Annotated in this window: 24 protein-coding genes; 8 read left to right on the top strand and 16 right to left on the bottom strand. The window is 70.8% G+C overall.

The annotated features are described in order from the left end of the window. Positions 1–581: 581 nt before the first annotated feature. Complete coding sequence (locus ACFC0B_RS25705; protein ID WP_376090178.1) at positions 582–1,211, bottom strand: hypothetical protein; 630 nt, start codon at positions 1,209–1,211, stop codon at positions 582–584. A 90-nt stretch (positions 1,212–1,301) separates the two neighbouring features. Between ACFC0B_RS25705 and ACFC0B_RS25700 the strand changes: the two genes are divergently transcribed. Next, entirely contained in the window at positions 1,302–1,748 is a 447-nt protein-coding gene (locus ACFC0B_RS25700) for a hypothetical protein (RefSeq protein ID WP_376090175.1), read from the top strand. Positions 1,749–2,053: 305 nt separating this feature from the next. On the opposite strand, the gene ACFC0B_RS25695 is transcribed toward ACFC0B_RS25700, so the two are convergent. The 12 genes from ACFC0B_RS25695 to ACFC0B_RS25640 form a co-directional block, all read right to left on the bottom strand. Beyond that, positions 2,054–2,920, bottom strand: coding sequence for a hypothetical protein (locus tag ACFC0B_RS25695; RefSeq protein WP_376090172.1), 867 nt, complete (start codon positions 2,918–2,920; stop codon positions 2,054–2,056). 57 nt (positions 2,921–2,977) lie between these two features. Continuing rightward, positions 2,978–3,721, bottom strand: coding sequence for a hypothetical protein (locus tag ACFC0B_RS25690; RefSeq protein WP_376090169.1), 744 nt, complete (start codon positions 3,719–3,721; stop codon positions 2,978–2,980). Between the two features lie 109 nt (positions 3,722–3,830). Continuing rightward, positions 3,831–5,822, bottom strand: a complete 1,992-nt coding sequence (locus ACFC0B_RS25685; RefSeq protein WP_376090166.1) for an ABC transporter ATP-binding protein — start codon at positions 5,820–5,822, stop codon at positions 3,831–3,833. Positions 5,823–5,934: 112 nt separating this feature from the next. Continuing rightward, positions 5,935–8,046, bottom strand: coding sequence for a hypothetical protein (locus tag ACFC0B_RS25680; protein ID WP_376090163.1), 2,112 nt, complete (start codon positions 8,044–8,046; stop codon positions 5,935–5,937). A 14-nt stretch (positions 8,047–8,060) separates the two neighbouring features. Further along, a complete protein-coding gene (locus ACFC0B_RS25675; protein ID WP_376090160.1) occupies positions 8,061–9,956 on the bottom strand; it encodes a glycoside hydrolase family 15 protein in 1,896 nt (631 codons plus the stop codon). A 32-nt stretch (positions 9,957–9,988) separates the two neighbouring features. Beyond that, positions 9,989–10,525: a hypothetical protein gene (locus ACFC0B_RS25670; protein WP_376090157.1), complete on the bottom strand. Its 537-nt coding sequence runs from the start codon at positions 10,523–10,525 to the stop codon at positions 9,989–9,991. 59 nt (positions 10,526–10,584) lie between these two features. Continuing rightward, positions 10,585–10,785, bottom strand: a complete 201-nt coding sequence (locus ACFC0B_RS25665; protein WP_376090154.1) for a hypothetical protein — start codon at positions 10,783–10,785, stop codon at positions 10,585–10,587. Between the two features lie 35 nt (positions 10,786–10,820). Continuing rightward, positions 10,821–11,333, bottom strand: a complete 513-nt coding sequence (locus ACFC0B_RS25660; protein ID WP_376090151.1) for a LuxR C-terminal-related transcriptional regulator — start codon at positions 11,331–11,333, stop codon at positions 10,821–10,823. A 32-nt stretch (positions 11,334–11,365) separates the two neighbouring features. Beyond that, positions 11,366–12,895, bottom strand: coding sequence for a Mur ligase domain-containing protein (locus ACFC0B_RS25655; protein ID WP_376090148.1), 1,530 nt, complete (start codon positions 12,893–12,895; stop codon positions 11,366–11,368). Positions 12,896–12,979: 84 nt separating this feature from the next. Beyond that, the gene (locus tag ACFC0B_RS25650; protein WP_376090145.1) at positions 12,980–14,392 is read right to left on the bottom strand and encodes a glutamine synthetase family protein; all 1,413 of its coding nucleotides are present in this window, start codon (positions 14,390–14,392) and stop codon (positions 12,980–12,982) included. Beyond that, positions 14,389–15,882 carry an amino acid permease gene (locus ACFC0B_RS25645; protein WP_376090142.1) on the bottom strand — a complete coding sequence of 498 codons (1,494 nt, stop codon included), beginning with the start codon at positions 15,880–15,882 and terminating at the stop codon, positions 14,389–14,391. Before ACFC0B_RS25645 ends, ACFC0B_RS25650 begins: the two co-directional genes overlap by 4 nt. A gap of 70 nt (positions 15,883–15,952) precedes the next feature. Further along, entirely contained in the window at positions 15,953–16,783 is an 831-nt protein-coding gene (locus ACFC0B_RS25640) for a hypothetical protein (RefSeq protein ID WP_376090139.1), read from the bottom strand. Between the two features lie 512 nt (positions 16,784–17,295). Between ACFC0B_RS25640 and ACFC0B_RS25635 the strand changes: the two genes are divergently transcribed. Next, positions 17,296–18,624, top strand: coding sequence for a DNA-binding protein (locus ACFC0B_RS25635; protein ID WP_376090136.1), 1,329 nt, complete (start codon positions 17,296–17,298; stop codon positions 18,622–18,624). A 57-nt stretch (positions 18,625–18,681) separates the two neighbouring features. Here ACFC0B_RS25635 and ACFC0B_RS25630 read toward each other — a convergent pair whose 3' ends face one another. Next, positions 18,682–19,719 carry an NAD-dependent epimerase/dehydratase family protein gene (locus tag ACFC0B_RS25630; RefSeq protein WP_376090134.1) on the bottom strand — a complete coding sequence of 346 codons (1,038 nt, stop codon included), beginning with the start codon at positions 19,717–19,719 and terminating at the stop codon, positions 18,682–18,684. Between the two features lie 253 nt (positions 19,720–19,972). On the opposite strand from ACFC0B_RS25630, the gene ACFC0B_RS25625 reads away from it, so the two are divergent. From ACFC0B_RS25625 to ACFC0B_RS25600, 6 genes are all read left to right on the top strand, one after another. Next, positions 19,973–20,113 carry a hypothetical protein gene (locus ACFC0B_RS25625; protein ID WP_376090131.1) on the top strand — a complete coding sequence of 47 codons (141 nt, stop codon included), beginning with the start codon at positions 19,973–19,975 and terminating at the stop codon, positions 20,111–20,113. A gap of 13 nt (positions 20,114–20,126) precedes the next feature. Continuing rightward, on the top strand, positions 20,127–21,317 hold the full coding sequence (locus ACFC0B_RS25620; protein ID WP_376090128.1) for a cupin domain-containing protein: 1,191 nt from the start codon (positions 20,127–20,129) through the stop codon (positions 21,315–21,317). Beyond that, positions 21,314–22,159 (top strand): aldo/keto reductase, encoded by an 846-nt coding sequence (locus tag ACFC0B_RS25615; RefSeq protein WP_376090125.1) that lies wholly within the window; start codon positions 21,314–21,316, stop codon positions 22,157–22,159. Before ACFC0B_RS25620 ends, ACFC0B_RS25615 begins: the two co-directional genes overlap by 4 nt. Further along, the gene (locus tag ACFC0B_RS25610; protein ID WP_376090122.1) at positions 22,140–22,988 is read left to right on the top strand and encodes a hypothetical protein; all 849 of its coding nucleotides are present in this window, start codon (positions 22,140–22,142) and stop codon (positions 22,986–22,988) included. The genes ACFC0B_RS25615 and ACFC0B_RS25610 overlap by 20 nt, the downstream gene beginning before the upstream one ends. 3 nt (positions 22,989–22,991) lie before the next feature. Beyond that, positions 22,992–23,825, top strand: a complete 834-nt coding sequence (locus ACFC0B_RS25605; protein WP_376090120.1) for a hypothetical protein — start codon at positions 22,992–22,994, stop codon at positions 23,823–23,825. A gap of 86 nt (positions 23,826–23,911) precedes the next feature. Next, complete coding sequence (locus ACFC0B_RS25600; RefSeq protein ID WP_376090118.1) at positions 23,912–24,334, top strand: amidase; 423 nt, start codon at positions 23,912–23,914, stop codon at positions 24,332–24,334. Here ACFC0B_RS25600 and ACFC0B_RS25595 read toward each other — a convergent pair. Next, positions 24,307–25,020, bottom strand: a complete 714-nt coding sequence (locus tag ACFC0B_RS25595) for an SDR family NAD(P)-dependent oxidoreductase (RefSeq protein WP_376090116.1) — start codon at positions 25,018–25,020, stop codon at positions 24,307–24,309. The genes ACFC0B_RS25600 and ACFC0B_RS25595 overlap by 28 nt on opposite strands. Further along, positions 25,017–26,315: a hypothetical protein gene (locus ACFC0B_RS25590; protein WP_376090113.1), complete on the bottom strand. Its 1,299-nt coding sequence runs from the start codon at positions 26,313–26,315 to the stop codon at positions 25,017–25,019. The genes ACFC0B_RS25595 and ACFC0B_RS25590 overlap by 4 nt, the downstream gene beginning before the upstream one ends. Positions 26,316–26,487 lie beyond the last annotated feature (172 nt).

Raw genomic sequence — 26,487 nt, 5'->3', positions numbered from 1 at the left:
CGATGTCGTCGGTCAGGTCGATCGCGATCGGGACGATCACGGGGGTGTTAGCCAAGCTATGCGGCCTCCGGTTTCGTGGGAATTGTTCGTTGGGATACGAGCCACGCCTGGGTGTCAGGTATGGAGTAGACGACGGTCCGGTTGGCGAGACGGACGAAGGGCGGCCCTTGAGGAGGCTTGGCGGTGCGCCAGCGGCGGAGGGTCGACGGATCGACCTTCAGGAGGGGCGCCAGCTCGTCCGCGGTGTACCAGCCGCTGTGGAGCAGGTCGACGACTTCGGGCCGGACGGGGCCGCCTCCGGGTTGCTGCGGATCGTTCACACCGCACGCTCGCCGAAACGGACGGTGTGCGTCGAAGGAAACGCGGGTTGAGGGAGGAGTCGGTGCACGTTGGTGATCCTTGGACTGGCCGAGAGCTACGGGGAGGAGTCGGTGGCCGGTTCGGATCTTGCCGGGCCCGTGCAGGCGGGCGCGGGTGGCAGCGCTCGTCGCAGCAAGCCGGCAGCGCGCCCTTGGCCCTGAAGCCCTTCGGGGCAGGGGTGACGGGGCAGGACGCTGGAGTGCTTCATAAAGTGCTTTGCCCTATTCATCCGAGTCGATGAAGGCGAGAACCGCAGGCAAGGGCGAGGGATGCAGGCCCTGCTCCCGCATGCGAGTGCGGGTCTCCCGCAGCCGCTGGCAGTCCTCGGCCGCGATGCGTTCGAACTCCGATGCCTGGCGCGACAGTTGTTGGTATCGAGTCGATCCGACCTCGTGGTGCACGGCCTGGGAGCGTCGTTCGCGTGCCTCGCGAGTCGAGATGAGGGCGGTCCGGACGTCGACCATGTGCTCGCGGTAGATGGCGAGAACGGTGTGGGAGCGGTCTTCGACGGCGCCTTCGAGCGGGTCCTCGCCGGTGATCAGCATCGCGGCTTCCCAGACCGGCAGTCTGAGGTTGGGGAGGAGGTCGACCTCGGCCTCGCCGTCGAGCGGGACGATCAGGCTCACGAGTGGTACGCCGGCGGCGACGGCGAAGGCGATGGCCTCCTCCAGCTTGAGGGACTCGCGGCGGGCAGTCTCGATCTTGTTAACCGCGTTCGCGGCGGTCGGTACTCCCAGCTCGGTGCAGGCGGCGGCGAGGGCCGGTGCGCTGAGACCGGCGGCGGTGCGGGCGGCCTTCACCGCGGCGCCGATGCGGGCGGTGAGGTCCTGGATGGCTGGCTGTGTCGTCACGAAAGAAGTGTAACGCGCGAAATGCTTCCTTGGTGGAAGCTGTGATAGATGTTTCTCTCACAGAGAACGCGCGATGGTGGGAAGGTCGATATGCGGGAAGTGAAGGCATTGGGTGACGCGCGGTACTCACGGGCAGCGCTCTCGGGCCTTCCCCCGGCCCTGCTGCTGGCGGACGCCAATCGCCTACTCGTCCTGAGCCGGACCAAGGGCTACCGGATGGCGCGGGAAGGCACCTACCCCTGTGCCACCATCCAGGTCGGTGACGGTCACCGGGTGGTGACAGCCGAGCTGCTGCGACTCCTCGGCCTGGACGACACGGGTATCCGTCGCGCGTTCGTCGCGTTGCCGCCGGCCATCCCGCTGCCGGTGGCGAACACGCTGCTATCGCTCAGCCGTACGACGGGGTACCGGCTCGCCAGGGCCGGCCAGTACCCGTGCGCCGTGCTCCGGCTCGGGAAGGAGTACCGAGTCCGCAAGAGCGAGTTGCAGCGGCTGCTCTGGGTCGCGGACCTGCCCAGCGGTAAGGCCGTCGCGTGAGGCCGACGAGGCGACGGACGGGGGCCGCGAGGGCGGGCCTGTTCCTCGTCTGGATGGGGATCTTCTGCGCCTTCGCGCTATGGACCTTCGCCGCGGAGGCGGTGGCGGGATGGCTCGACAAGATCGGCACCTCAGACGTACTCGTCCCCAGGCGCTGAACGACCCGAACGGGGAGCGGCCGAGTGCGGGGCCGCGGACGACGCTTGGCCTCGTCCGCCGTCACACGGACGACGCCGGGGTGCTCAATGAGCACCCCGGCGTCACTGTTCAGGGCATCGGGTTGCGCGGCTACGCCGACCGGACGGTCAGCGGGCGCCACCGCGGGCGACGTGGCGGGCGATCCACTGCGCTGGGGAAGCCAGGTCCGTGGACGCCGGCCACAGGAGGTCATCCAGCAGCACTCGCTTGACCAGATCAGGTCCGCCCGCCTGGACGACCGCCTCGACGAACGGCTTCGCCTGCTCCGCGACGGCGGTGGCCTGTTTGTACGGGGCCAGTTCACGGAGCTGCTCGGCGACTCGGAATGCCCCCGAGGGCTCCGGATCGCCCGGCCCGCGCTCCAGGGCGATGCCGTCCGTCAGGCCCTCGGCGATCCTCTGGCTGATCAGCTGGGCGTAGCCTTCGACCACATGTGTCGGCCGGGGCTGGTCGGCCGGGGCCCGACGCCGCAGGGCCGCTAGCAGGTTGATGCGGGCCGCATCGGCGAGCAGGGTCGGCCGGAGGGCGACGGCGGCCAGCGAGACGAGCTTGTTGGCCATGGCGACGGACATCAGGGGCTCGGTGACACGGGCCTCGTCGTACGACGCTGGCGTGACGACGATCTCCGGCGGTGTGCCGGCGGGGCCGTAGATGACCTTGCCGAGGGTGCGCGGCCACAGCGCCGTCTCCACGTCCCTGGTGGCATCCGTGGCCTGGCGGTGCAGCCGCGAGACAAGCTCGTCGGTTGCCCCCTCCACCGTGGGCGCCGCCTCACGAAGGGCACGCTGCAGGGAGACGCTGGTCGCGAGCACGCTGTCCGGCACGGTCATCAGCCGCACCCGGACCACAGGCGGAAGCGGCAGCCCCGTCAGCGCGGTTACCTGTGGGCCGACCCTCTCCAAGGTGGCGCGAAGCGGTGTCACGTACGGTGCGCCGGACTGCCCGGCCTTGTTGAGGACGTCGATGGTCGTCATGCGATTCTTTCTCGAGGAACAGATGGAGCCGGAGGAGCCGGAACCAGAGCAGGTGGGTCAGGACCTGGCCGAGGGCGCTGAATGACGCTCGGCGCTACGGTCGACTGCGGCGAGCAACCGGTGCAGCGGGTCGTCGTCGATGGCCAGGTCGGGTGCGTGGACAGCGAGTAGGTCCTGCAGGACGTGTGCGTGGTGGCGGATCGAGGCGGTGATGGTGAGCGTGTTGCTCGGAGGAGCGACTGCCCCGAGGCGCTCGGGCCAGACGTTCCACTCGGTGCTGCCGTACCTGTGGTGGTGGGTGCCGGTCTCCTGGTCGCGGAGGATCATGGCGGCGACCAGGAGGTGCCTGGGGAGTTGGAGAGCGAGGTGAGTGCCGATCAGCAGGTCTTGGCGCGCGGTCTTGAACGCGGCGAGGACTGCGTCGAACCGGAACGCCGCGGCGATTCCAGCCAGGTCGGCAGCACCGCACCGGGTCGGCGGGTGCAGGGCGCCGCCAGCAGTTCGGACCGTGAGGTCGATGCGGCGAAGGTCCGCCAAGACCAGCCGCACTCCGGTCTCCTGGCCGTCCCCCGAGCGGCTGCTCGCGTACAGGGGCCCGAGAGCGGCGGGCACCGCCAGCGCGAGGCGGTTGGCGACCGGCTCCGGATCACCGTCGATTGTGACCAGCACGTCCAAGTCGGACCAGACGTCGAGCAGCCGGCCGTCCCCGGACGCGGACCCGGACACCTCCAGCTTCTGTACGGCGGGCTCGTCGGCCGCCAGCGCCCGCAGCGCCGGCAGGGTCTCGACCTGCCAGCCCACGGGGGGCAGTCCCCCGGCGCCTGCGGATGGTCCGTGGCCCAGCAGCGGTTTCATCAGCACCTCCAAGTCAAGCGGGTGTCAGCTGATTCGGCCAACACCCTGATCGCAATCAGTGGGTCTCGGCGCCGTCCCTGCCGCGCGTCTGGCCGGGGACGGTGGTGTCGTACTGGAGGGCCTGAAGCAGGTACGCCTCGCGGTAGTGGGTCGCGGGCTGGCGGGCCATGAGGTCGGCGTGCGTGCCCTCCTCGATGAGCTGGCCGTGGTCCAGGACGAAGATGCGGTCAGCCTTCGCCGTGGCACCGAGCCTGTGGGTGATCAGGACGACGGTGACGCCGAGGTCGGTGAGTTGGCGGATCTGCTCGAACGCGGCGACTTCGGCCTGCGGGTCGAGGGCGGAGGTGGGCTCGTCGACGACGACCACCGCGGGCAGCCGGCCATCCTGGTCGGGGATGGTCAGGCGCAGGTGGGTGCGGGCTAGGGCGACCTTCTGCCACTGGCCTCCGGACAGCTGCACACCGCCCTCGAAGCCCTTGGCCAGAAGGGTGTTCCATCCGCGGGGCAGTTCGTCGAGCACCGGCTGGAGGTCGGCGGAGTCAGCGGCGGCGTCCAGGTGCTCCTGGCCGAGGGGGACCTCCGGGCGGCCAAGCAGCAGGTTGGCCCGTAGGGTGAAGATCCACCGCTGGAAATTCTGCGCGAGCAGGGCAACGCTGCGGAACTGCTGGTGACGGTCGGCGGTGGCGGTGTCGACGCCATCCCACAGCACCCTGCCATGGTGGGGCTGGTAGACGCCGCACAGGATGTTGGCCAGCGTGGTCTTGCCCGAGCCGTTCCGGCCGACCAGGGCGACGACCTTCCCTCGCGGGATGGTCAGGCTGACCTTGTCCAGCGCCGGGACCTCGCGACCGGGGTAACTGAATGTCACCTCTTCGACCGTGATCGTCTCGGGGCGCTCCGGGAGAGGCGTCCCGCCGGTGGGGATCGCCCTGCGGTGGCCGTCGCGGCGCAGCTGGTCGAGGTCACGGACGAAGAGGCTCTCCTCGTAGAGGCGGTTGACCTGGGAGACGAGGCCGCCGATGCTCGCTGACCCGGTGCGGAGGGCGACCACGGCGGTGCCGGCGGCGGCGAGTGGGATGGAGCCGTCTACGACGAGCCAGCCGAGCAGGGCGAAGGCGCCGCTGGTGGCGAGGCCGGCGAGGGCCGCGGTGAGCAGGTCGGTGCGGGCGCGGGCGCTGGCGAGGCGGCCTTGTTCCTGTTCGGCGGAAGCAGCCATCTGCTCGTAGTGGTGGAGCAGAAACGGGCCGCTGGCATGGACGCGCTGCTCCGCCGCCGAGTAGGGGCGGATCATCATGTCCGCCAGCGCGGTGCTGGCGCGTGAGTGCTGGAGCCAAGCCCTGCGGGAGGTGTACTGGCGGCGGGCGGTGAGCACGGCTCCCCAGCCACGCGGTACGGTGATCAGCACCAGCATCGGCAGCAGCGCCGGGTGGAGAACGGACAGCACGCCGGCGGCGGAGACGAGGGAGAGGCCGGCGGTCAGGACGGAGGTCGCCTGGCCGATGATGTTCTGCAGGGACATCGCGCCCCAACGGGCGCTGTCGACCTCCGCGAGAAACTCGGGGTCCTCGATCGCCTCAAGCTCGGAGCGGCTGACGATGCCGAGGAACTCGACGGTGGCCCGGCGGAAGACCGCTGGTTCCAGACGCCCGCCCGCCCAGGCGGAGAGCGCCGATAGGACCGAGGAGACCGCGGCCAGAGCCCCGACGCTGACGACCGCCGGGAGCGCGGCGCGCAGAACCTGCCCGACTTCGCCGGGCGCCAGGATCGCCGACAGCGCTCGGTTGGTCGCGATCAGCGCGGCAGCCGCCGCCAGGCCCCGCAGCACCTCGGCGCCGACCAGCACGATCAAGGCCCGGCGGTCGGCCTGCCAAGCCATCCGCCCGGCCAGGCGCAGGAACCGGGGCATCTGGCGCGCGACCGCCCAGAACGTGACCTCCCCGCTGGCCATCTCGTGCTTGGCCCACCCGTAGTCGTACCGCATCGGCCCGCCGAACAGTAGCTGCTCGCTGTCGGAGACCTCCTCGGCGTGTTTCGGCTTCCTGCTCATCAAGCTCCTTCGGTCGAGGGCATGTTGAGGTTCAACACGACTGCGGTATCGGCGGGCTCAGGGTCGAGGAAACGTTGTCGGCGGCAGCGCCCGAAGCACGCGGCGGATCTGGTCACGAGGCAAGCACCGCGGCGATGCGGCTGTTGAGGCGCCTCTCGTCTCTCGTGCTGGCGAGGCCCGCGTACTGGTTGAGGCTGGCGGTGTACCAGCCGAGTGCGACGTTCGGCTGGCCGGCACGCTCGGTGGCCTGCCCGAGGAACTCGGTGGTGCGGGCGATCCAGTGGCGGTGGCCGACGTCGGCGAACTCATGCCGAGCCTGGACGAGCGCGGCGACAGCGAGATCGTGCTGGCCGGCGAGGGAGTAGCCCTCGCCGAGGTAGGCCAAGGCCCTTGCAGCGTTGAGCGGATCGGGAGGCTGGAGCCTGGTGAAGTCTGCGCGGGCCGTGCGCAGGATGGGGAGGGCGAAGTCAGTGTTTCCCTGACGGGCGGCAGCGGAGCCCAGGAGCATCCCGGCGAGCCCAGCGCCCCGGCGGTTGTCTAGGTCGGCATAGAGCCCGAGGGCATCCCCGAGGAAGGTCTGGGCTTCGTCGTTGAGCCCGGCGTCGTGGAAGGCCGCCCCGATGCCGGAGGTGTACTGGGCGACGCCGGCACGGTCGCCTGCAACACGGGCCAGGGCGGCGGCCCGGGAGTAGTGGGTGGTGGCCTCCGAGTAGCGTTCGGCAGCGACGAGGCCCAGGGCGAGGGTGGAGGACATCTCGCGGATCGCCATGGGGTCGCCCCATCGGAGCGCGGCGCGCAGACCGGCCTCGTACACGATGATCCACATCGAGACATCGCGGTAGTAGTGGAAGAGAGGCCAGAGATCGGAAGCGAGCGCGCAGGCAACCGCCGGGTCGCCCGAGTCGACGGCGGTGATCATGGCCGGACCGACAGCAGGGGCGATGGCCTCCAGCCAGGCGAGGGCCTCGTGCCGGCTGGTGAAGCGGACCGGCTCAACCGGACGCCTCAGAAGCGGCCGGGGCAGGACGTGGTGGTGCGGGGTGAGGAGCTGGGCGCAGGCGCGGGCAGCCTGGAGCAGGTGGGTGAGGTAGCCGATGCAGGCTTCTTCGGCGGCCAGCCTCGCCGGTGCTCCGACGCCGATGGCGGCGCTGCGGACAGCGGGCCGGAGCGTGTAGAGGTCGCCGCGGACGGCGGCACGGTGGGCGGTGTCGAGCAAGCCCCGGGCGGCCAGCTCGGTGAGGAGCACGCGGGCCTGGGCTCGGGTGGTGCCGGTCGCGGCGGCGCTGGAGGCTAGGTCGAGGTCCGTCGCTGGGACCAGAGCGAGTCGGCGCAAGAAGCCGGCCTCGTGCGGCGACAGGTGGGCAAGGGCGGTGTCGACGGCGTCGCGCACGGGGTTGTCCGATCGGGTTGCCCCTGACGAGGAGGGCGCGGGTAGGCCGGCGCGCAGCGGTAGGGCCGGCTGGAGGACGAGGTCGGCGGCGGCGAGCGCGATGGCCAGTGGCATCCTCCCGTGGAACTCGACGAGGGCCGCCGCCCCGTCCGGGTCGCGCCCGGTGCGTTCCTCGCCGACGATCCGCGACAGCAGTCGCAGGCCGTGCTCGGCCGTGAGCGGTTCGAGGCGGTGGTGCAGGGCGCCGTGGGCCAGCAAGGCCGGCAGCGGGTCGCGGCAGGTGACCACTAGCAGGCAGCCCGGTGCCGCCGGAATCAGCGGCAGCACCTGCCCGGCGTCGGATGCGTCCTCCAGCACCACCAGCACGCGCCGTCGGGCGGTCTCGCTGCGCCAAAGACCGAGTAGGTCCTGTTCGGCCCAGGGAAGCGGGGCGTGGTCACCGAGGCCGAGAGAGCGTAACAGTGATCTCGCGACCTCGGCGGCCGTGGCGGGGCCGCCCGGGGAACCAGCGCGAAGCCGGGCCACCAGCTGGCCATCCGGGTACCGGTCTGCGATCTGGTGGCCCAGCTTCGTGGCGAGTGCCCGCTTGCCGACGCCGTCCGGGCCGGTGATCACCACGACGGGCGCTGTTTCGCCTGCGGAAGCTCGGCCGAGGACGGCGCCCAGGGACAGCAGGACCTCCTCCCGGTCAGTGAACACGGCCGGGACGGAGGCGAGTTGGCGCGGCATCGGGGTCGACAGAGCGGGCGGGACCTGGTGGAGGTGTACGCCGCCGGTGATGTGCCCGGCCTGGACAGCGGTGGCGACCGAGGAGCTGTCGACGGTGTTGCGCACCTCGTCCCCGCCCACTACGCGACCACGGCGGCCGGTGCCGCCTGCTCGACGGCCCCACGGGGGCGGGGCGGTGCGGCCCGCCGAGATCGGGGCCTGATGGCGAGGCGGACGGCGGCATCGACCATGCTCCAGTGCGAGAACGCCTGCGGGAAGTTCCCGAGCTGGCGCCCGGCGAGGGGGTCGTACTCCTCGGCGAGCAGGCCTAGGTCGCTGCGCAGAGCGAGTATCCGGTCGAACAGCTGACGGGCTTCGGTGGTGCGGCCGATGGCCACGAGGCCCTCGGCGAGCCAGAACGAGCAGGCCAGGAAGGCGCCTTCGTGGCCGGCAAGGCCGTCGACGTTAGTGTCGGACGCCTCGTGGGTGGCATACCGCAGCACCAGGCCGTGTTCGGTGAGTTCGTGTCGGATGGCCTCGATCGTGGCGATGACACGCTTGTCGTCGGGGGGCAGGAGGCCGACCTGGGAGATGAGCAGCAGGGAGGCGTCGAGGTCCTGGCCGCCGTAGTACTGAGTGAAGACCCCGCGCTCGGGGTCGACGCCTTGGGTGCAGACGTCGTGGTGGATCTCGTCGCGCAGTTCGGCGAGGCGGACCAGGACGGCGGGATCGGTGGTGGTGCGGCGCTCCAGCAGCCGCACGGTGCGGTCCACGGCGACCCAGCACATGACCTTGGAGTGGGTGAAGTGCCGTGCCTTGCCGCGGATTTCCCAGATACCCTCGTCCGGCTCCTTCCAGCGCAGCTCGACCTGCGTGATCAGGGCGAGGAGCAGGGCGTCGATCTGCGGGTCCGCCGGCAGTCCCGCGTCCTCTGCGAGCAGCAGGGTGTCGGCGAGTTCGCCGAAGACGTCGAGTTGCAGCTGGCCGGCGGCGCCGTTGCCGATCCGCACCGGCTGGGAGCCCTCGTATCCGCCGAGGTGGTGCAGGACTTCCTCGTCCAGGTCGGTGTCGCCGTTGATGCGGTAGATCGGCTGGAGGTGCTGGGGGGCGACCGTGTCGATGAGCCAGCGCCGCCAGCGCCGGGCCTCCTCCAGTTGTCCCAACCGGATCAGGGCGGCGATGGCCAGCGCGCTGTCGCGCAGCCACACGAACCGGTAGTCCCACTGCCGCTCGCCGCCGAGTTGCTCGGGCAGGGAAGTGGTGGGCGCGGCGATCACGCCACCGCCTGGGTGGCACATGGCCTTGAGGGTGAGGGCGGAGCGCACCACGGCATCGCGGTACGGGCCGCGGTAGGTGCACCCCCGGGCCCACTGCTCCCAGTACTCCACGGTCGCGTCCAGCTCGGCGAAGGCATCCGATGGGATGGGCGCGGGCCTGTTGGAGGGCTTCCAGGTGAGTGAGAGCGCGATGCTCTGGCGGGCATGGAGGGAGAGGTCGGCTCGGCACATCCCGTCGTGGTTGACGGTGTGAGAGGGGCCGTCTAGCCAGTACGAGTGCGGGTAGGTGGTCGCCGACAGGCGCGGGATGCCGTGGTTGAAGCGCTGGATGGTCGGCAGCGTGGCGCCGTAGTCGGTGCGAGGGCGGAAGACAGAGGCGACGCGCACCACGCCGCTGACGCACTCGACTATCCGGATGATCTGCGGTTCGGCGTTGTCGGTGACGTCGGGGGCGGGCATGAAGTCGGTGATCGCGAGGGTGCCGGTGTCGGTGTCCCACTCCTGGCGCAGGACCATGGTGTCGCCCAGGTACTGGCGCCGGTCGGCGGCCGGTGGCGGGGAACCGTCGTAGACGGCCGGGCCTACGCGCCAGAAGCCGTGCTCCTCTCCGCCGAGCATCGAGGCGACGACGGCCGGGGAGTCGAAGTCGGGCATACAGGCCCAGTTGATGGCGCCGTCCGGGCGGACCAGGGCAGCGGAGCGCGTGTTGCCGAGGAGGGCGAGGTCCTCGATCCGGAACGGAGCAGGGGCGTGGAGCATGAACGTCCTGACATGGGCGGGAGAAGTGGTGGTCAGCCGCGGACGGCGGCGGGGGTGGTGACCGCGGCGAGGGCTGCGGTGACGGTGCCGGCGAGGGAGTCAGCAACGGGTAGCCACGGCATGAGGTGCGCGAGCAAGACGCGGTTGGCCTGCTGGACGGGGTCGGCCGGGTCGCAGCCGACGACCACCGCCCCGCCGTACGGGGAGAACAGGCCGGCCTCGTAGCAGTCGTGCACACGCACGTGGCCGATCGGGTTCCAGAACAGGACGGCGCTGGTGCGGCGGATGTTGCGGTCCTGCCAGCCGAACGGCGCCCAGACGGCGTAGGGGTCGGTGGCGGGGTTACGGGAGGGGCGCGGGTTGAGGACGGTGCCCTCGAAGCCGGCGCTCGCCAGCAGGCCGACCGCCTCCCATTGCCAGTCCGGGCAGCCGATGGTCGCCCCGGCGAGGAAGACCGACGGCAGGGTGTCCGGCTCGAACGGCTCCGGCGCCTCGATGTAGCGCAGGGACGCGGTGGTGAGGGCACCGCCGGGTCCGGTGCCCCGGCGGTGGATGGGTGGTGAGGACATCGGCTCTCTGTGGTCGAAGGGGTGCGGCCCTGGCCCGAACGGCCGCCATGGGGTGAAGCTCAGCCGGACCGGCGGGTGCCGGAGCGGCGGGAGTCTTGCGAGGGCGTGCGGTGGTTGACCAGACGGTCGGCGACGCCGAGGGTGGTCAGGGCGGCTGCGGCGAAGATGCCGAGGTAGATGGGCTGGCCGATCTCGGCGATGTGCTCCAGCAGGTAGATCGCGCAGCCGCCGACGAGTACGCCGAGCAGGAAGCACAGCACGCCGAGAACAATCCGCCCGGGTTTCGGCCGGGCGCTCACGGTGCCGCGCTCTCGGCGGTGCGGGCGAGCGGTTCCGCCGGCCACGCGGGGTCGATGTCGCTCAGCAGCACCAAGCCGGCGAGGACCCCGACGACGATGGCCTGGGGTTGGGAGTCGACGTTCAACGTGGTGAGGAGAGTTTTGGTGTAGGTGCGCATCGTCGTCGGGGAGATGCCGAAATCGGCGGTCAGCTCCGGGGTACTGCGACCGCCTGCCCAGCCGCGAAGGATCTGCGACAGCCGAGGGGCAAGGGAGGGCTTGATGGTCAGTGCTCCGCTGGGGTGCACGGGCTGGGTGACGATCCGGTGGGCGGTGGCCCAGCCCGCGAGCTGGAGCACGGTGCGGGTTCCGGTCGTGACTAGGACCGCCTCGATCGCGCTTCGGACGTCGTCCAGCCGAAGCCGCGTCTCGGGGTCGGCAGCGATCTGCTCGAAGCTGGCTCCGGCGGAGGCCAGGACGACCAGCCGACGCTCGGCGGCGGCAAGGGCGGGCAAGGGCGCGGTGGGCACAGCGGCTTCTCCAACAGGGCAGTTCGGGCGGCTCACAGGTGCTGCGGGATCGGCGTAGCCGGTGCCGCCAGGTGGAACAGCAGACGGGCCCCGAACCGTTCGGCCTGCCCGGTGCCGACGACCAGCACCAGGTCGCCCTCGGCGGCCAGCTCGCCGATCTGCTGCTCGGGGCCGGGCTCGCACGGTCCCGAGCGGGCGCGGTTGACCTTGCCGTCGCCGAGCATGCGGCGGGCGGCCTGCTCGACGGCGTCCAGCGGGTCGGGCACGGAGTGGTGGACCAGCGTGGTGCTGACCGGCAGCAGCAGCGCATGGTCCACGCCCTTGAGCGCTGCACCGAGTTCGGCCGCGTGCGCGCTGGTGCGGGCGATGCCGTCCGGCTCCAGGACGACGATCAGGGCGAACTCGGTGAGCATCCGGGCAGCCTCCACGTCCTGGGCGACCTCGCGCGAATGCCGGGCCCGGGACTCGAGCACCGTGATGCCGCGATGCGAGCCGACGGGGGCGAGCGAGCGCTCCACCCCGCGGAAGGAGGCGGCGCGCTCGGCGACGGCCTGTGGGTCCTCGCCGAGGACCAGTGCGGTGGCTATGGCCGCGCACACCGCCAGCGCGTGGTGGCGGCCGGCCACCGGGAGGACGAAGGTGTGGTCCGTCTCCTGGTAGCGCAGGACGACGCGGAAGTCCTCGCCCGTCCAGCGCGGCGCCATGATCCACACGGTGGAGGCGGGGTCGGTGCCCACAGTGACCACTCGCTGACCGGGCACCGCACGGTCGCCGAGGCGTTCGCGCAGGTTCGCTACGCTGGTGTCCCAGGTCGGCAGGACGACCACGCTCGCGTTGCGGGCGAGCCGTTCGGCGGCGCCGAGCCCGGCGATGTTGTCCTCGAAGTGCGGGGCGTTGGCACTGGTGGCGAGGATCAGCGCGGCGGCGAAGCGGGGCTCGGCCGTCAGGAAGTGCGGGGCGGGGCGGTGCTGCCAGGCAGCGTGCGGAGCGGCCTCGTGGCTGCCGGCGTCCGGGCACAGGTCCACGACGATCCGGCTGCCGCCGCCCGCGTGCCCAGCGGCACCGTCTCGGGCCGGAGCGTTCAGCACCCAGCCCGTCTGCCCGTTGTCGAGGACGTGCGCGAGGGCGGCTGCCGCGGTCGCGGTGCTGTGACTGCCCGCCACGGCCACCGCCCCGGTACCGGCCTGGACACAGATGGCCTTGAGTGCGAGGGCACGTCCGAGGATCGGCAGACGCAGGACCTGGGCGCGGTCCAGCTCGGGGTGCGGCCCGGCGACGACGCCCGACCACACCACCGCCGTACGGTCGGTGCGCACATGCCCAGCGTCGAACCCGACGAGGACCCGGACGCCCGCCGCTTCGAGCGCGGCGACGACGGGGCTGTGCTGGTCGGCTTCGCGGATGCTGCCAGTGACGTCGGCTCCGGCTTCGGCCAGCCAACGGGCCAGGCCCTCCATGCCGGGGACGGCGACGTCGACCAGGTGCACGGCCGCCAGCAGGTCCGGTACGGCCGGAGGCGGAGTGGTGTCGACAGTTGTCTCGAGTTGGGTGGTGGTGTCCATGGTGTTCTCCAACAGGGAAGCGGTGTGGGGGTTGGGTCCGGGCCGAGCTCGGGGAGGGGATTCGACCCGCGACCGGCCCGGGGCTCAGGACTGGACGAGACCGCGCTCGACCTCGGCGTCGGTGACCACACGGGCGTGGTGATCCAGGTCCATGCGGGCGACATGGGCCAGGTGCGCAACCACCCGTTCCTCCAGCAGCTCACCGGCCAGCGTGCTGGCCTCGAAGGCGGCGACGGCCTCCTCCAGCGACTGCGACACCAGCGGCACGTCACCCTGCTCGTAGGCGTTGCCGCCGGTGGGCGGCGGAGGCTTGAGGCCGGCATCGATGCCGTGCCGTATGCCGGCGAACACGGCGGCCAGGGCGAGCATCGGGTTGGCGTCCGCGCCCGGCAGCCGTACCTCCAGCCGCAGACTGCGGCCGTGGCCGACCACTCGCACCGCGCATGTCCGGTTGTCCCGGCCCCAGGCGAGCCGGGCCGGCGCGAAGGAGTGCGGTTGCAGGCGCTTGTAGCTGTTCACGTACGGCGCCCACAGCGGCGCGACCTCCGGCAGCACCGTCAGCAGCCCGGCCACCGCCTGCTCGCCCAGCTCCGACAGCTCGATCCCGTCCTGCGGGTCGGCGGCCAACACCGACCGGTCGCCGAAGTCGGCCAGCGACACGTGCAGGTGCATCCCCGAACCGACTCCAGTGGACGGCGCCGCCATGAATGACGCCGTCAGACCGGCATCCTCCGCGACCGTCCGGGCGGCGTGCTTGAACAGCACGTGCTGTTCGCACGCCGCCGCCGCCGCCCCGTATGGGAAGGTCACCTCGATCTGACCGGGGGCGCCTTCGCCCTTGACGGCCTCGACCGGCATGCCGGCGGTGGCCAGAACCTGGCGGAGCTGGCGTCCGAACTCCCGCACCGTAGGCGGCTGGTCGAGGGCGTAGTCACGGTTGTCCCGGGCTGCGGGGCAGAGCTCCCGCCAGCCGGAGGCCGCCGCGTCCCGCGCGGAGCCCTCGTAGAGCACGAACTCCGTCTCGATCCCCACTGCCGGCACCAAACCGAGCCCGGCGAGCCGGTGCAGCTGCTCGGCCAGCACCGTGCCGGGAGCCAGTGGGTGCGGGTATCCACCGCTGATCGGCTCGGCGAGCACCAGCGCCGTGCCCGGCAGCCACGGCAGCAGCCGGGCCCGCTGGGTGTCGGGCAGCAGAGCGACGTCGCCGAAACCGCTCATCCAGGAGAACGGACCGCTGACGGCAGGGGTCATGCCAAGGTCGGTCCCGAGCAGGTATCCGCACATCTCCGAGGTCAGCGCCCCCGACCGCAGCCGCTCCACCAACTGGGCCGCGTCGTGCTCCTTGCCCTTGAGCCGGCCCTGAGCATCGACCGTCGCCAGCAGCACCGTGTCGATGCCGAACGCCGAGATCAGCTGGTCCAGCGGCCCGGTCGGCGAAACCACCCCCGTCGGGGACTTGGCCGCGCGGGAGCGGGCGGCCCGCATCGTCGCCCTCATACGATCTGCGCCTCGACCCGGGCCAGGTGCGGGTCCTCCACCACCGGCACGGAGAACTTGTTGCCAGCCAGCTTCCACCACACCCACGCCAGCACGAGGACCACCGCCAGGGTGACGGGCGCGTAGTTGAACGTCTCGATGGTCACGGGAGCGCGCTGCGGCAGGCACACCAGCACCGTCAGGATCACCACCCACACGACGGCGGCGATTCCGACCGGCCTGCTCCACCGGCCCAGGTTCCACGGTCCGGGGACGAACCGGTCACCCTGTCGTAGCCGCAGATAGACGGGGATGATGTACGAGGGGTTCATCCCGATGACGTTTACGGCCGTCACCGCGCCGTAGGCGACCGGAGACCAGAGCGACGGGACGGCCAGGACGAAGGCCACCGAGACCGCCAGCCACACCGCGGGCACCGGAACGCCGCCGGCCGAGACCCGGCGCCACGTCGCCGAGCCGGGCAGCGCACCGTCCCGCGAGAAGGCGTAGATCATCCGCGACGCGGCGGTGGTCTCCGCGCTGCCGCAGAACAGCTGAGCCCCGATGACGACGAGCAGCAGCAGCTTCGCGCCGGTCGCCCCGACCGCGTCCAGGAAGATCTGGGCGGGCGGCACGGCGGCGGCGGACACGCCGGCGTAGTCCTGGACGGCGAACAGCAGGCCGGCCAGCAGCACGAACCCCGCGAGCAGGGAGACCCAGATCGAGCGGATGATGCCGCGCGGCGCGGCGACCCTGGCGTCCTTCGTCTCCTCCGACAGGTGCGCGGAGGCGTCGTAGCCGCAGAACGTGTAGCCGCCCAGCAGCAGGCCGACGGCGCTGGCGTAGAGGGGGCTCGTCCAGCCGGTTCCGTTCTCGAAGTGCGTGAACACCCAGGACAGGGACTGGTGATTGGAGGGGATGACGGTGAGCACGCCGACGATCAGGGCGACGCCCAGCAAGTGCCACCACACCGAGACGGCGTTGAAAAGGCTCACGACGCGGACCCCAAAGACGTTCAGCAGAGCGTGCAGCAGCAGGACGCCCGCGAAGATCGTCAGGATCAGGCCCGGCGTCGGGGCGACACCCCACTGCAGCCCGGCGAACGCGGCGATGAACGAGGCCGCGCCGTAGTCGATGCCAGCGATCCCGCCGAGCAGCCCGAGGAGGTTCAACCACCCGGTCGTCCAGCCCCACCGCGGACCGCCGAGCCGCTGGGCCATGTAGTAGAGGCCGCCCGAGGTTGGGTAGGCGCTGGTGACCTCGGCGAGCGCCGCGCCGACCAGCAAGACGGCCAGGCCGACGGCAACCCAGCCCCACGTCATCACGACCGGGCCACCGGTCACCAGCCCGAACCCGAACAGGGTCATACCGCCGCTGAGCACGCTGATCACGGAAAAGCTGACCGCAAAGTTGCCGAACCCGCCCATCCTGCGGACGAGTTCGGGCTCGTAGCCAAGTGACCGAAGATGCTGGTCCTCGGGTTCGGACGCGGTGCGCTGAGGCCAGGACATGGCGAAACCCCCAGGGGAAGTCGGATATCGGGCCCGGCGCGGGGCCGGGCGGAAGACGGGTCGGTGGCGGTCAGCCGGCGACGGCGTAGGACTGGGCCATTGCCTGCCGCAGCAGGTCACCGGGTCGGTCCGCCAGGCTCTGCCAGGGCTGCGAGGAGATGAACGGGGCCATCGCAGAGAAGACCTCCGCGGCCTCCGGGCGTTGGCGACTGGCCCAGAGGGCGTGGGCGAGGTGGCTCTCGTCCGCCACCGGCCACCGGCTGCCCTGCCCGAGCGCGGCCTGCCAGTGCCCGAAGGCGCGTAGCACTGTGTCGCGGACCGCCTCGTCGTCCGTCCACTGCAGCTGGACGGCCTCCTTACGTTCGGCGTGGCGATAGCGGTCGACATACAGGTACAGCGGCAGCGCGTGGAGGGCGGAACCGCCCGGCGCGCTGGGCAGATACGTGGCCAGGAACTCGGTAGCCGGGCCAACCTCGTTACGGGCCAGCCAGAAGCGGAGCATCCGATGGAACGCCTCCCGACCCCACGGGTCGGTCCGGCGGGCCTGGTCGAACAGCCCCCACGGACCGGGCGGGAGCATCCTGTCCGGAGCCGGGACCTTGTGTTCGAGAAGCGCCTGCCCGAGGTCCAGCTGCGCGAGGGTGAGCAGCCCGAGCCACGGCACGGGATCGCCCCCGAGGACCGAAGCCGCCAGCCAGCACCACTGCCGAGCACCGCCTTCGAGCGCTACGGCGTCCCGGGAGTCCGGCCGCCGTTGGCCGACCAGCAGCGCCTGGTCGACGGCAACGCGGGTATGCAGCGTCGTCAGGCCGAACGCGGCGGGTTCCTCGGCGCCCCAGTGGCGCAGGACGTCGTTGTGGCCGGCCACCGCGCCGAGGACCTGGGTGCGCGACGCCCACAAGCCGGGGTCACCCCAAGAGCGGGCCAGAAGCGTTCGCGTCGACCACCACTGCCCCTGTCGCAACTCCTCCACTGCAGAGCGCAGTTCACCGTCGTGACCAGCGGGGTGTTGCACGAGCTGATCGGCAGCCGTAGGCGCTGATGGCATGACCTGTTTCCCCCTTCGCGGTCTGTTGATTGCCGTCCCCGCCTGACCGGAGGACCGAAGCCGTGGGCAAGACGGCCAGCGGGTAGTCGGATGCACCCTCGGTCGAGCAGGCAGAGGGGGCTGACCAGATCACCTCGCAAACTGCGGTTCAGTGATCGGCGACTCACTGTCTCGCCCCGGCCGGAACAGCGCCACGACAGCCAGGTGTCATCTGTCGCATGGCGAAGTCAGCAACACGTCATCCAGGAGTCATCTCGTCAGATCTCGCTATGGGGAGGCTCCTTGTCGGGTATTGCTTGAGCCAGGCTCTCCCCGCGCAGGTTGCGGCTGGGCCAGGTTGAGACCACGGGGGCGGAGGCCGCGAAATGGCGAACAAGACGCTACTGGGTGCTCTGATCGAGAAGGCGGGATGGGAATTTCCGGACTTCCAAAGGGAATTCAGGAGCGCCGGGAACGAGATGGCGCGCAACCTCAAGGACCCGCGGTTCCGCAACCTGGACATGTCGGAGGCGACGTTCCGGCGCTGGGTAGCGGGGACGGTCAGCCGGCCGACAGGGGTGTTCGTCCAGACGATCCAGCACCTGTTCGACAACAGGACGATCGCCGAGCTCCTCGCCCCGCCCCGAGAGGGAGACCCGACCGCACTATCCCGGCAAGACCTTGAAAGAGAACTCGCGATGACCGCACGCGAAGCATCCGACCACGCCGCTTCCGTTGCGTCCGCCTTCCTCTCCGACCTGTCCATAGAACAGGTTCAGGAAGACGTGCGCCGACTCGCCCGTACCTACAACAACCGGCCGCCGTTCGACGTGCTCCGGGAAGCCCGGCAGCTTCGGGCAGATGCCGAGGAGCTCCTGGACCGCACCCACATCCCCGAGCAGAGGCAGCAACTGCTGATCGCGATCGGCCAGACGACGGCCCTGCTCGCCATGACGGCATTCGACCTCGGCTCCCTGGGTGAAGCGACCCGGCTTGCCCGGTCCGCCGGTATGTACGCCGAAGCCACCCGCTTCAACCCCCTGGCCGCCTTCGCGGCTGGCACGCTCGGCATGCTCGCCTACTGGGAGGGCCGCTCCAGCGAGGCGATCCGTTTCGTGCACCAAGCCAAATCTTTCACCGGCGTCGGCGCGGCCGGCCGGACCCGCATCGCCGCCATCGAGGCCAGGGCCTACGGCCACCTCGGCGACCGGCAGCGGGCGACGGCCGCAGTCGAGCGTGCACTCGACCTCGACACCGCAGAGGTGGACGACCTCCACGACGAGGTAGCCGGGGAGTTCCTCCACGGCCCGGAGCGGATCTCGCGCTCGCACGGCACGACGTTCCTGCTCCTGCGCGATGGAGCTGGTGCTCAGGAGCACGCTCGGCGCGTGCTGGAGCTGCAGGCCGCCCTGCCCGAGGCCCAGCGGCTTCCCCGGATCGAGGCGGAGGCTCGCGCGGATCTCGCAGCAGCGCTGATTCTCGGCAGCGAACTGGACGAAGCCGCCGAGGTGCTGGAGCCCATCAGGGCCCTCGCCCCCGAGCGCCGCGCTGCGGGCTTGGTCGAACGAATCGCCCACGTCGGCCGGCTGCTCACCACCGAGCCCGTCAGGACCTCGCCCGGCGCCATCGCCCTCAAGGAGGCGCTCGAGGACTACACACGGGTCGCTGCCCCGAGGCAGGTCGGCGGCAGCGTCCCGCGGCTGGCGATCGAGTAGGTCACCTCCGTTGGTATGGGTGGGCGGGCCTCTCGATCCGCCTACCCATACCAACCCTCAGTGCCGAGCGTTGACGGCGGCCAGGATCTGCCGTTCCCGCCCGGGCTCGATTCCGTGGGCAGACGCGCGGGGATGCGGGACCGGCGCGTTGCCGGCCTGGAGCCACTCCCAGGTGTCCCGCACCGTCTCCTCCAGAGGGCGGCAGGTGAATCCGGCCGCGTAGGCGGGTTCGGAGTCAACCAGCCAGACGCCCTCGTTGGTCCGCCACAACGGCAGCTCCGTCCACTGCCGCACCTCGTGTTCCAGCAGCACCCCGTCCGGCACCCAGCGCAGTTCACCGCGGTTTCCCGTCACGTCCAGGCACGCCTTGAGGAAGCTACCCATCGTGTCCCGACCGATCGGCGCGGTCACGTTGTGGACCCCGCCGCTGGGCCGCTCGGCGACATCGACTGCGAAGCGTGCGACATCGCGCACGTCGACCGGCTGGATGGTCTTGCCGGCACTGCCGGGGGCGAGAATCTCGCCGCCCTGCTCGGCCCGCCGAAGCCACCACGGGAGCCGACCGACGTACTCGCCCGGGCCAAGGATCACCCCAGGCCGAAGCAGCCACGACCGGTCGGAGCTGAAGGTCTCGACCACCGCCCGCTCGCCGCCGGCCTTCTGACGGCCGTAGTGGAGATCGGGGCCCAGCCAACCCTCCGGGTTCCGGCCGTAGTCGCTCCCGGCGTCGGCGGGCCCGTCCATGAGGGGTTCGCCGACCTTCAGCGGGTGGTCCGGCCACCCTGCGTATACCGACACCGTCGAGACGTAGACGTAGCGGTCGGTGGCGCTCTCCAGCGCCCTCGCTCCCGCGAGCACTACCTTCGGAGGCTGCTCGCCGGCCGAGGTGTCGATCACCGCGTCCCACGGACCCTGTGCAGCCAGCCGGGCCAAGTCCTCGACCGACGTCCGGTCTCCCAGCACCTGCCGAATGCCGGGCAGGACGACTCCCGACCGCCCCCTGTTGAACGTCGTCACACCCCAGCCGCGTCCGAGCGCCTCCTCCACCACGGCCTTGCCCAGAAACCAGCCTCCGCCGACCACCAAGATTTCCATGCCCGGCATCCTGCCCAGAACCGGTGCCCGCTGGCCACCCCGCCGGAGTGTTCAGGCCAAGGAACCACAGCTCACGGCCGTGATCGTGGCGAAGATGACACCTCGATGACACCCGTGTGCGAATCCGGTCGCCAGATGACAGCCGGACGCCATGGCCCTGTCAGTCACTACTCGGAAGACTTGGCCGCTCACCCGCTGCGACTTCCTCCGAAACCCCGGAGGACCGAACAGCGCCAAGGGGAGAGGAGATCCGATGGAGAGCACCGCACTCTCGGTCCAGCCGGAGGAGGAGGGCGGCCTGCTGATCGGCGTCCGCAACATCCGGGCCGCGCGTTCGCGGGCCGACGTGCCGTCCGACAACACGGGCGGCAAGTCCGACCAGAACGACACCTGAGAGACCGCCCACGATGCATGAGACCGCCTCGTGGGCGGCGCGCCTGGGTGGGGACCAGTTCCTCACCCAGGCGCTCCACCGCTCCTACACCGTGATTCCCGCTGAGGGTGCTGACACCGCTCCCCTCTTGTCTTGGGACGATCTGAACACCATCCTCGCCACCCACCGCATCGACCCGCCGCGGCTGCGGCTGTCGATGGACGGGCAGACCGTTCCCGTCGGCCGGTACTCGACGCCGGCGACCAATCGGCGCGGGGTGACCTGGAACCGGCTGCACCCCGCGCAGCTGCACACTCAGCTCGCCGAGGGTGCCTCGCTCGTGGTGGACGCGATCGACGAGATCCACCCGCCGATCCGCGCCGCCGCCGAGGCGTTGGAGCGCCTCATCGGCACGCCCGTGCAGACCAACCTCTACGCTTCCTGGACGGAGAAGGAGGGCTTCGGCCGGCACTGGGACGATCACGACGTGATCGTGGTCCAGCAGTACGGGGCGAAGCGCTGGCGGCTGTGGGAGCCGACCCGGCAAGCCCCGACCTTCCGCGACGTCGACTCACCGGAGGAACCCGAGGGCGAGCCCGTCGCGGATGTCGTCCTCCACCCAGGTGACGTCCTGTACCTGCCGCGCGGCTGGTGGCACAGCGTCACTGCTGACCAGGGCAGCGAGTCGCTGCACCTCACCTTCGGACTCGTCGCTCAGACCGGCGCCACGCTCCTGGGCTGGCTGGTGGACGAGCTGCACGAGAGCCCCGCCGTGCGGAAGGACGTGCCGCTCCACGCCGGAGCGGACGAGAAGGCCGGGTACCTGGCCGATCTGAGGGCTGCGATGCTCGCCGCACTGTCGGACCCCGACCTGATCGACCGCTGGGCCACGGCCTCCGGCACCACCCACTTCGGCCGACCGGCCCCGTCCCTGCCCTTCGTGGACACCGTCCCCGCGGAGCCGGAGATCAAGGTGCGGATCACCTCCCCACGCGCCGAACTCACCAGCGACCCCACCGCCCGGACCGTCACCCTGTCTGCCGTCGGAACCGCATGGGACTTCTCCGAGCGGGTCGAACCCGCCCTGCAGGCCCTGCTGACCGGCGACCCGGTCAGCATCGGGGAACTCGCCGAAGCCTCCGGCCTGGAGGTCAAGGACGTGGCCAGCGTCCTCACCGTACTCGTCCAGGGCCAGGCCCTCGCCGTGGTCGGGGTCGGCCAATGAGCCCGGAACTCGGCCTGGGGACCTACCGGGTGCGCGCCGCTGGCGAAGCGGCGCGCACTGCCCTCGCCGCCGGGGCGAAGTGGATCGACACCGCCCCCAACTACGGCCACGGCCGGGCACACCACGACCTGGCCCCGATCCTCGCCGAGCACCCGACCGCCAAGGTGACGACGAAGACCGGCTTCAACCCGGACGGCCACCACAGCCTCGCCCCTGCCGACGTCCGCGCCCAGACCGAGGAATCGCTCGCCGCCCTCGGTCGTGCCGACATCGTCTTCGTCCACAACCCCGAACGGTCCGCCCATGACCGGCAGCAGCTGCACCACAACCTCCGCGCCGCGTTCGCCGTGCTGGAGGAGTTCGCGCAGGCCAGCCGTATCGGGGGGTACGGCGTCGCCACCTGGGCCGGCTTCACCAACCAGGCGTTCACCGTCGCCGAACTGATCGCCCTGGCCGCCGAGGCGGCCGAGTCGGCGAACCACCGTCTCGCCGGCGTCCAGCTGCCGGTCAGCCTCGTCATGGCCGAGCCCATCACTCAGGCCCTCGACGGAGGTGGGCCGCTCGTTCACGCGCGCGATGCCGGGATCATGACGTTCGCCTCCGCACCGCTGCACGGAGGTGAACTGCCGGGTCTGATGACACCCGAACTGGTGAACCTCATCCAGCCGGGATCGACCTCGCACAACGCCGCGTTCCAGCTCATCGGTGCCTGCCCCGCCCTGGACGTCGTCCTCACCTCGACCAGCACCCTCCAGCACTGGGAGGATGCCCGAGACGCTCTCGCCCAGCCGATCCCCGGCGCACGACTCCGGACGGTGCTCGATGTCCTTTCAGCTGAATGACGACACCCGGCACGACCTGACGGCAGCCCATCAAAAGGCCGCCGGATTCCTCGGCCTGGTGTGCACCGGACCGTCGGTCTTCGGCACCTCCGGAACCACGGTCGGCCGCCGGGCCGAGAACGTCTGGCTCCGGGTCTCCAGAAGCAGCCGCCGCAGGGCGCCCCGGCCGACAGGCCAGGGCGCCCTCGGCGCTGACCAGCTCGTACCCGTCTCCGTCCCGCGCCCCCGGCTCCACGACACCGTGGACTGGACGGAGGCCAACTGGTTCTACCAGGCCGACGTCTTCGACCTGGTAGGTTCCGCGATCTCCTCGACCCCGGACCTCCGCGCCGACCCCGGCCTGGACGACAGCTGGTGGACCGGGCTACGGAACGCGCTGGCCGGCATCGCGGAAGCACCAAGCACGAAGCTCACGCTGCGCCAGACGTGGGTTGACGAGGTCTTCCCGAAGTACCTCGGCATCCCAGCCCCGGCCGACGTCGAGCGGACCACCGGGCACGGTGATCTCCAGTGGGCCAACCTGACCGCCCAGCCGCTCAAGATCCTCGACTGGGAACGCTGGGGTCAGGTGCCGGTGGGCTACGACCCGGCGGTCCTGTGGGTCAGCAGCCTCCTCGTGCCCGCCGTCGCGGACCGTATCCGTACGGAGTTCGCCGACATCCTCGACACCCCGGCCGGCCGCGTGGGGCAGCTCATCGCCATTGCGGAGATGCTCCAGGCCGTTGACCGCGGGTACTACCCTGAACTCGCCCCGCTCCTCGCCGAGCGGGCACGTGAGCTGACCGGTATCACCCCGCCGCAGAGCACCGACGCCGGCCTCGTCCGGTAGACCATGGACCTTCGGCAGGAGCCCGTCGATCACGTCTTGGACCAGGTGGAGCAGCGCCTCGGCACGAGGCTGGACCGGCGAAGCGTGGTACGCAAGCGCCGGACGGTCGGAGCCGGCACCGACCGCGGCACCTGGGCCCGGGTCGAGCGCCGTCCGTGGGCACGGGCGCGGGAACAGGGCTGGGGTGGATTCGCAGCCACAGCGGCGTTGGCCGGCGTGGCGATGCCACGCTGGTACGGGTCGACGACATGGCAGGACCCGGACGACCGGGCGATCTGGCACGCGGACGAGACCTCGCTGCTGCCCGAACTCCCGGTCGGAGCCGCCGTGACGGCCGTCGACCCGGAGCTACCGGACGATTGGTGGCGCTCGCTGAACGCCTCGCTGGCAGAGCTGGCCCTTCAACGAACGGCCCGCGTGGCGACCCCGGACACCGAACAGATCACGCAGCAGCTGGTCGACGCCACCATCAAGGCCGCCTTTCCCGGAGCACACGAAACTCGGGTGGACCAGTGGTGTCCTGCTCATGCCGATCTGAACTGGGCGAACATCACGGGCCCTCGTGCGTTCTGCATGTTCGACTGGGAGGACTGGGGGATGGCGCCTCGCGGACTCGACTCGGCGTCGCTGTACGCTGCCTCCCTCGCCGTACCGGCGCTCGCGGACCGGGTACGCAGGGAGCGCCGGGCAGACCTTGAGAGCCGCGCCGGGATGGTGATGCAGCTGTTCGTGCTGGCGAAGATCGTCGGACGGCACGCTGGTCCGAACGACGACCCGCGAATGGGGCTGGCGCACCGGGAGGCCGCCCGGCTGATCCGCGCTCTTCAGGGGGACTGAATCGCTTCGTCGCCACACATCACCCTGCCGAGCGATAGTGAGCTGCGGCCTGGCTCGCTAGGGTCATGTGCGGAAACGGAGTTGATGTGCTGCACTCTTTCGAACTCGGGCTCGACGACCACCACCAGCCAGCGAGGAGTCTCGTCCTGACTGGGGTTCTCCCGGCCGGATGTGTCGCAGATGAGAAGGGTAGCCGTCTCGTGTGTGAGCGCGAGGGCGAGCACCTGCTCGACGCGATCGGTCAGGTTGCTCGCGAGGTCCGTCGAAGCCACGGTTTTGTGCTGAACGACGTTGGGGTGGAGAAGCCCCACGAGTGGTTCTGCGACGGCCTCAACGGCTACGGGGCTGAGTCGGTGGCGCAGCTGCTGTTGCTCGCAGTCCACCGGGCTGAGCTGCTCGGCTACACCGCGGCGGATGTGGTGAGGTTCATCCACGCGGTGACCGACTCGTCGACTCACGTGACGGTCGATCCGGGTGGTGCTCACCAGTCGAGGGGCTTGCGCTCGTAGAAGAGGCCGCCGGTGGGGCCGTCGTCGGGGAGGGTGGCGAGCCAGACGGGTGTGTCGGCGGCGTCCTCCGGGGTACGGTCGGTCTCGCCGTAGGCCATGCGGGTCGCCATGCGTCCGGGAGACACGGCGTTGACCAGGATTCCAGTCCCGTGGAGTTCGGCGGCGAGGATCTGGGTGAGGGCGTTGAGGCCGGCCTTGGAGACCCGGTAACTCACGTTTCCGGTACCCATGTTGCTCTGTGAGCCGAGGTGGCTGGTGATGTTGACGATGCGGCCATAGCCGTTCTTCCGCATCTCCTGAGCAGCTGCGGCGGCAAGCCGCCAGGCACCGAGCAGGTTGGTGTCCAGGGTGGCCCGGACGCGCTCGAAGTCCGGCGCGGCAGCGGCCTGACCGCGGTCGACGGCAACTGCGGCGTTGTTGACCAGCACGTCCAGGCGTCCGAGCGGAGCGGCAACGTCGGCGATGCAGCGGGCGACGCTGGCCGGGTCGGTGACGTCCAGTTCGTGCGAGTGGACGAACAGCCGCTTGCGGCCAAGGGCTTCTTCCGCCTCCCGGCCGGCGAGGCGGTCGCGCACGCCGAGGACGACCTGCATGCCCTGTTCGGCGAGGCGGGTGGCGACGGCGAGGCCCAAGCCGCGGTTTCCGCCGGAGACGAGCGCGACGCGGGAGACGGGTTGTGTGGTCATGCGACCAGTGTGGCGAGCAGTTGATCGAGGCGCTGGACTTTCGGGTCCTTGGGGGTGAGCGGAAGTTCGGCACGCGCGGCGGCAGCGCGGGCGGCGTTCCGATGAGATGGTGCAGAGGTGATCATCGGGATGGCCGTCTCCAGGAGGTGGACGGCGTGGTCGGCATCGCCGAGCGTGGTGTGCGTCCGGGCGTTCTGGATGGTGTAGGTGGCCAGGTCGCGGCGTTTGGCGGCTGGCATGAGGGCCAGCGCGGTGCCGTAGTGGCGCTGGGCGAGTCGCGGGCGGCGGAGGTCGGCGTGGCAGGTGGCGGTTTGGGCGTGGAACTCCGCAGCGTCGAAGTAGTTGGTCCAGTCAGGATCGTCGTCGCTGCTGTCGGCGTGGGCCATCTGTGTCTCGGCTGCGGACAGCAGCCGATCGCACTCGGCGTGGTCTCCGCAGGCCGCTGCCGCACGGGCTTGCCGTAGCAGCAGCATGGCCAAGGTCCGGGGGGTGACCTCACCGGCTCCCTCGACGGCAGCCTCAGCGAGCGAGAGCGAGTCAGCGTAGAGGCCGTGGTCGTAGCACTGGAGGCTGAGCGACTTGATGATGTTGGCGCCCAGTGCGCGGTCGGTGGAGGTATGGGCGGCGCGCAAGCCGGCGGCCCAGTACCGCTGTGCTGCGGCGTGGAGTCCGGCGTCGAAGGAGGCCCACCCGGCGAGGCGGGCAAGCTCGGCGCCGAGGCGGAGCAGCCGCTGGCCGACCTTGTCGGAGTAGGACGCCTCCTTGAGGATGCCGGTGACCGTGCCGAGTTCGGCGTCCAGAAGCTGGCGGGCGCGCGGTCCCCCGAGGCGGGCCTCCAGACGTCGGATCCGGGGAAGGCCGTCCTCCAGGTCCGCGGCGAGTTGGATGTCGATGCGGCCTCCGGCTAGCGCTGCGGCCACCGGCTCGGGGGCTCGGGTGAGCCATTGGCCGGCGAGCGCGGTCAGGGCCTCGCCGCCGAGCTTCATGAATCCGCGTCGGTCGAGCATGGCGTGCTCCAAGGTGTCGTCCAACGACTGGAGCGTCCCCGCGCGGGTCCAGGGGAAACCGGTGCGGACCGGGCCGCCGTCCGGCAGCCAGCCGGGCCAGCCGAGCCGGTGCACCTCCTTCATCGGAACGCCGAGTTCGGCGGCGAGGGCTGCTTGGCTCTCCGCGTCCGGCTCGACGCTCCAGTGCTCCCACTTCCACGCCTTGCGCCGGTCGGCCGACCGGCGGGTGGCCTTGGCGACGATGTCGACAACGTCCTGGTAGGTCCAGTCCTTCTCCTCCCGTACCACGCTCAGCGGATGAATCAGCCGAACCGGTGCGCGTAAGCCGGTCGATCGGCCCATTCCCAACCCCCGATGTGTTCACCGGACCGTAGTTGGCCCACCACTTTGCGCTGATGGTACCTCCGAGGCGGCTGGGGCCAGAAGACGACAGGAAGACGACAAGCCCGCTCTGTTCAGC

The sequence above is a fragment of the Kitasatospora sp. NPDC056184 genome, from assembly GCF_042268405.1.
Lineage (GTDB): Bacteria > Actinomycetota > Actinomycetes > Streptomycetales > Streptomycetaceae > Kitasatospora.
The sequence above is the reverse complement of the archived record's forward strand: the minus strand, read 5'-3'. Positions and strand labels throughout refer to the sequence as shown.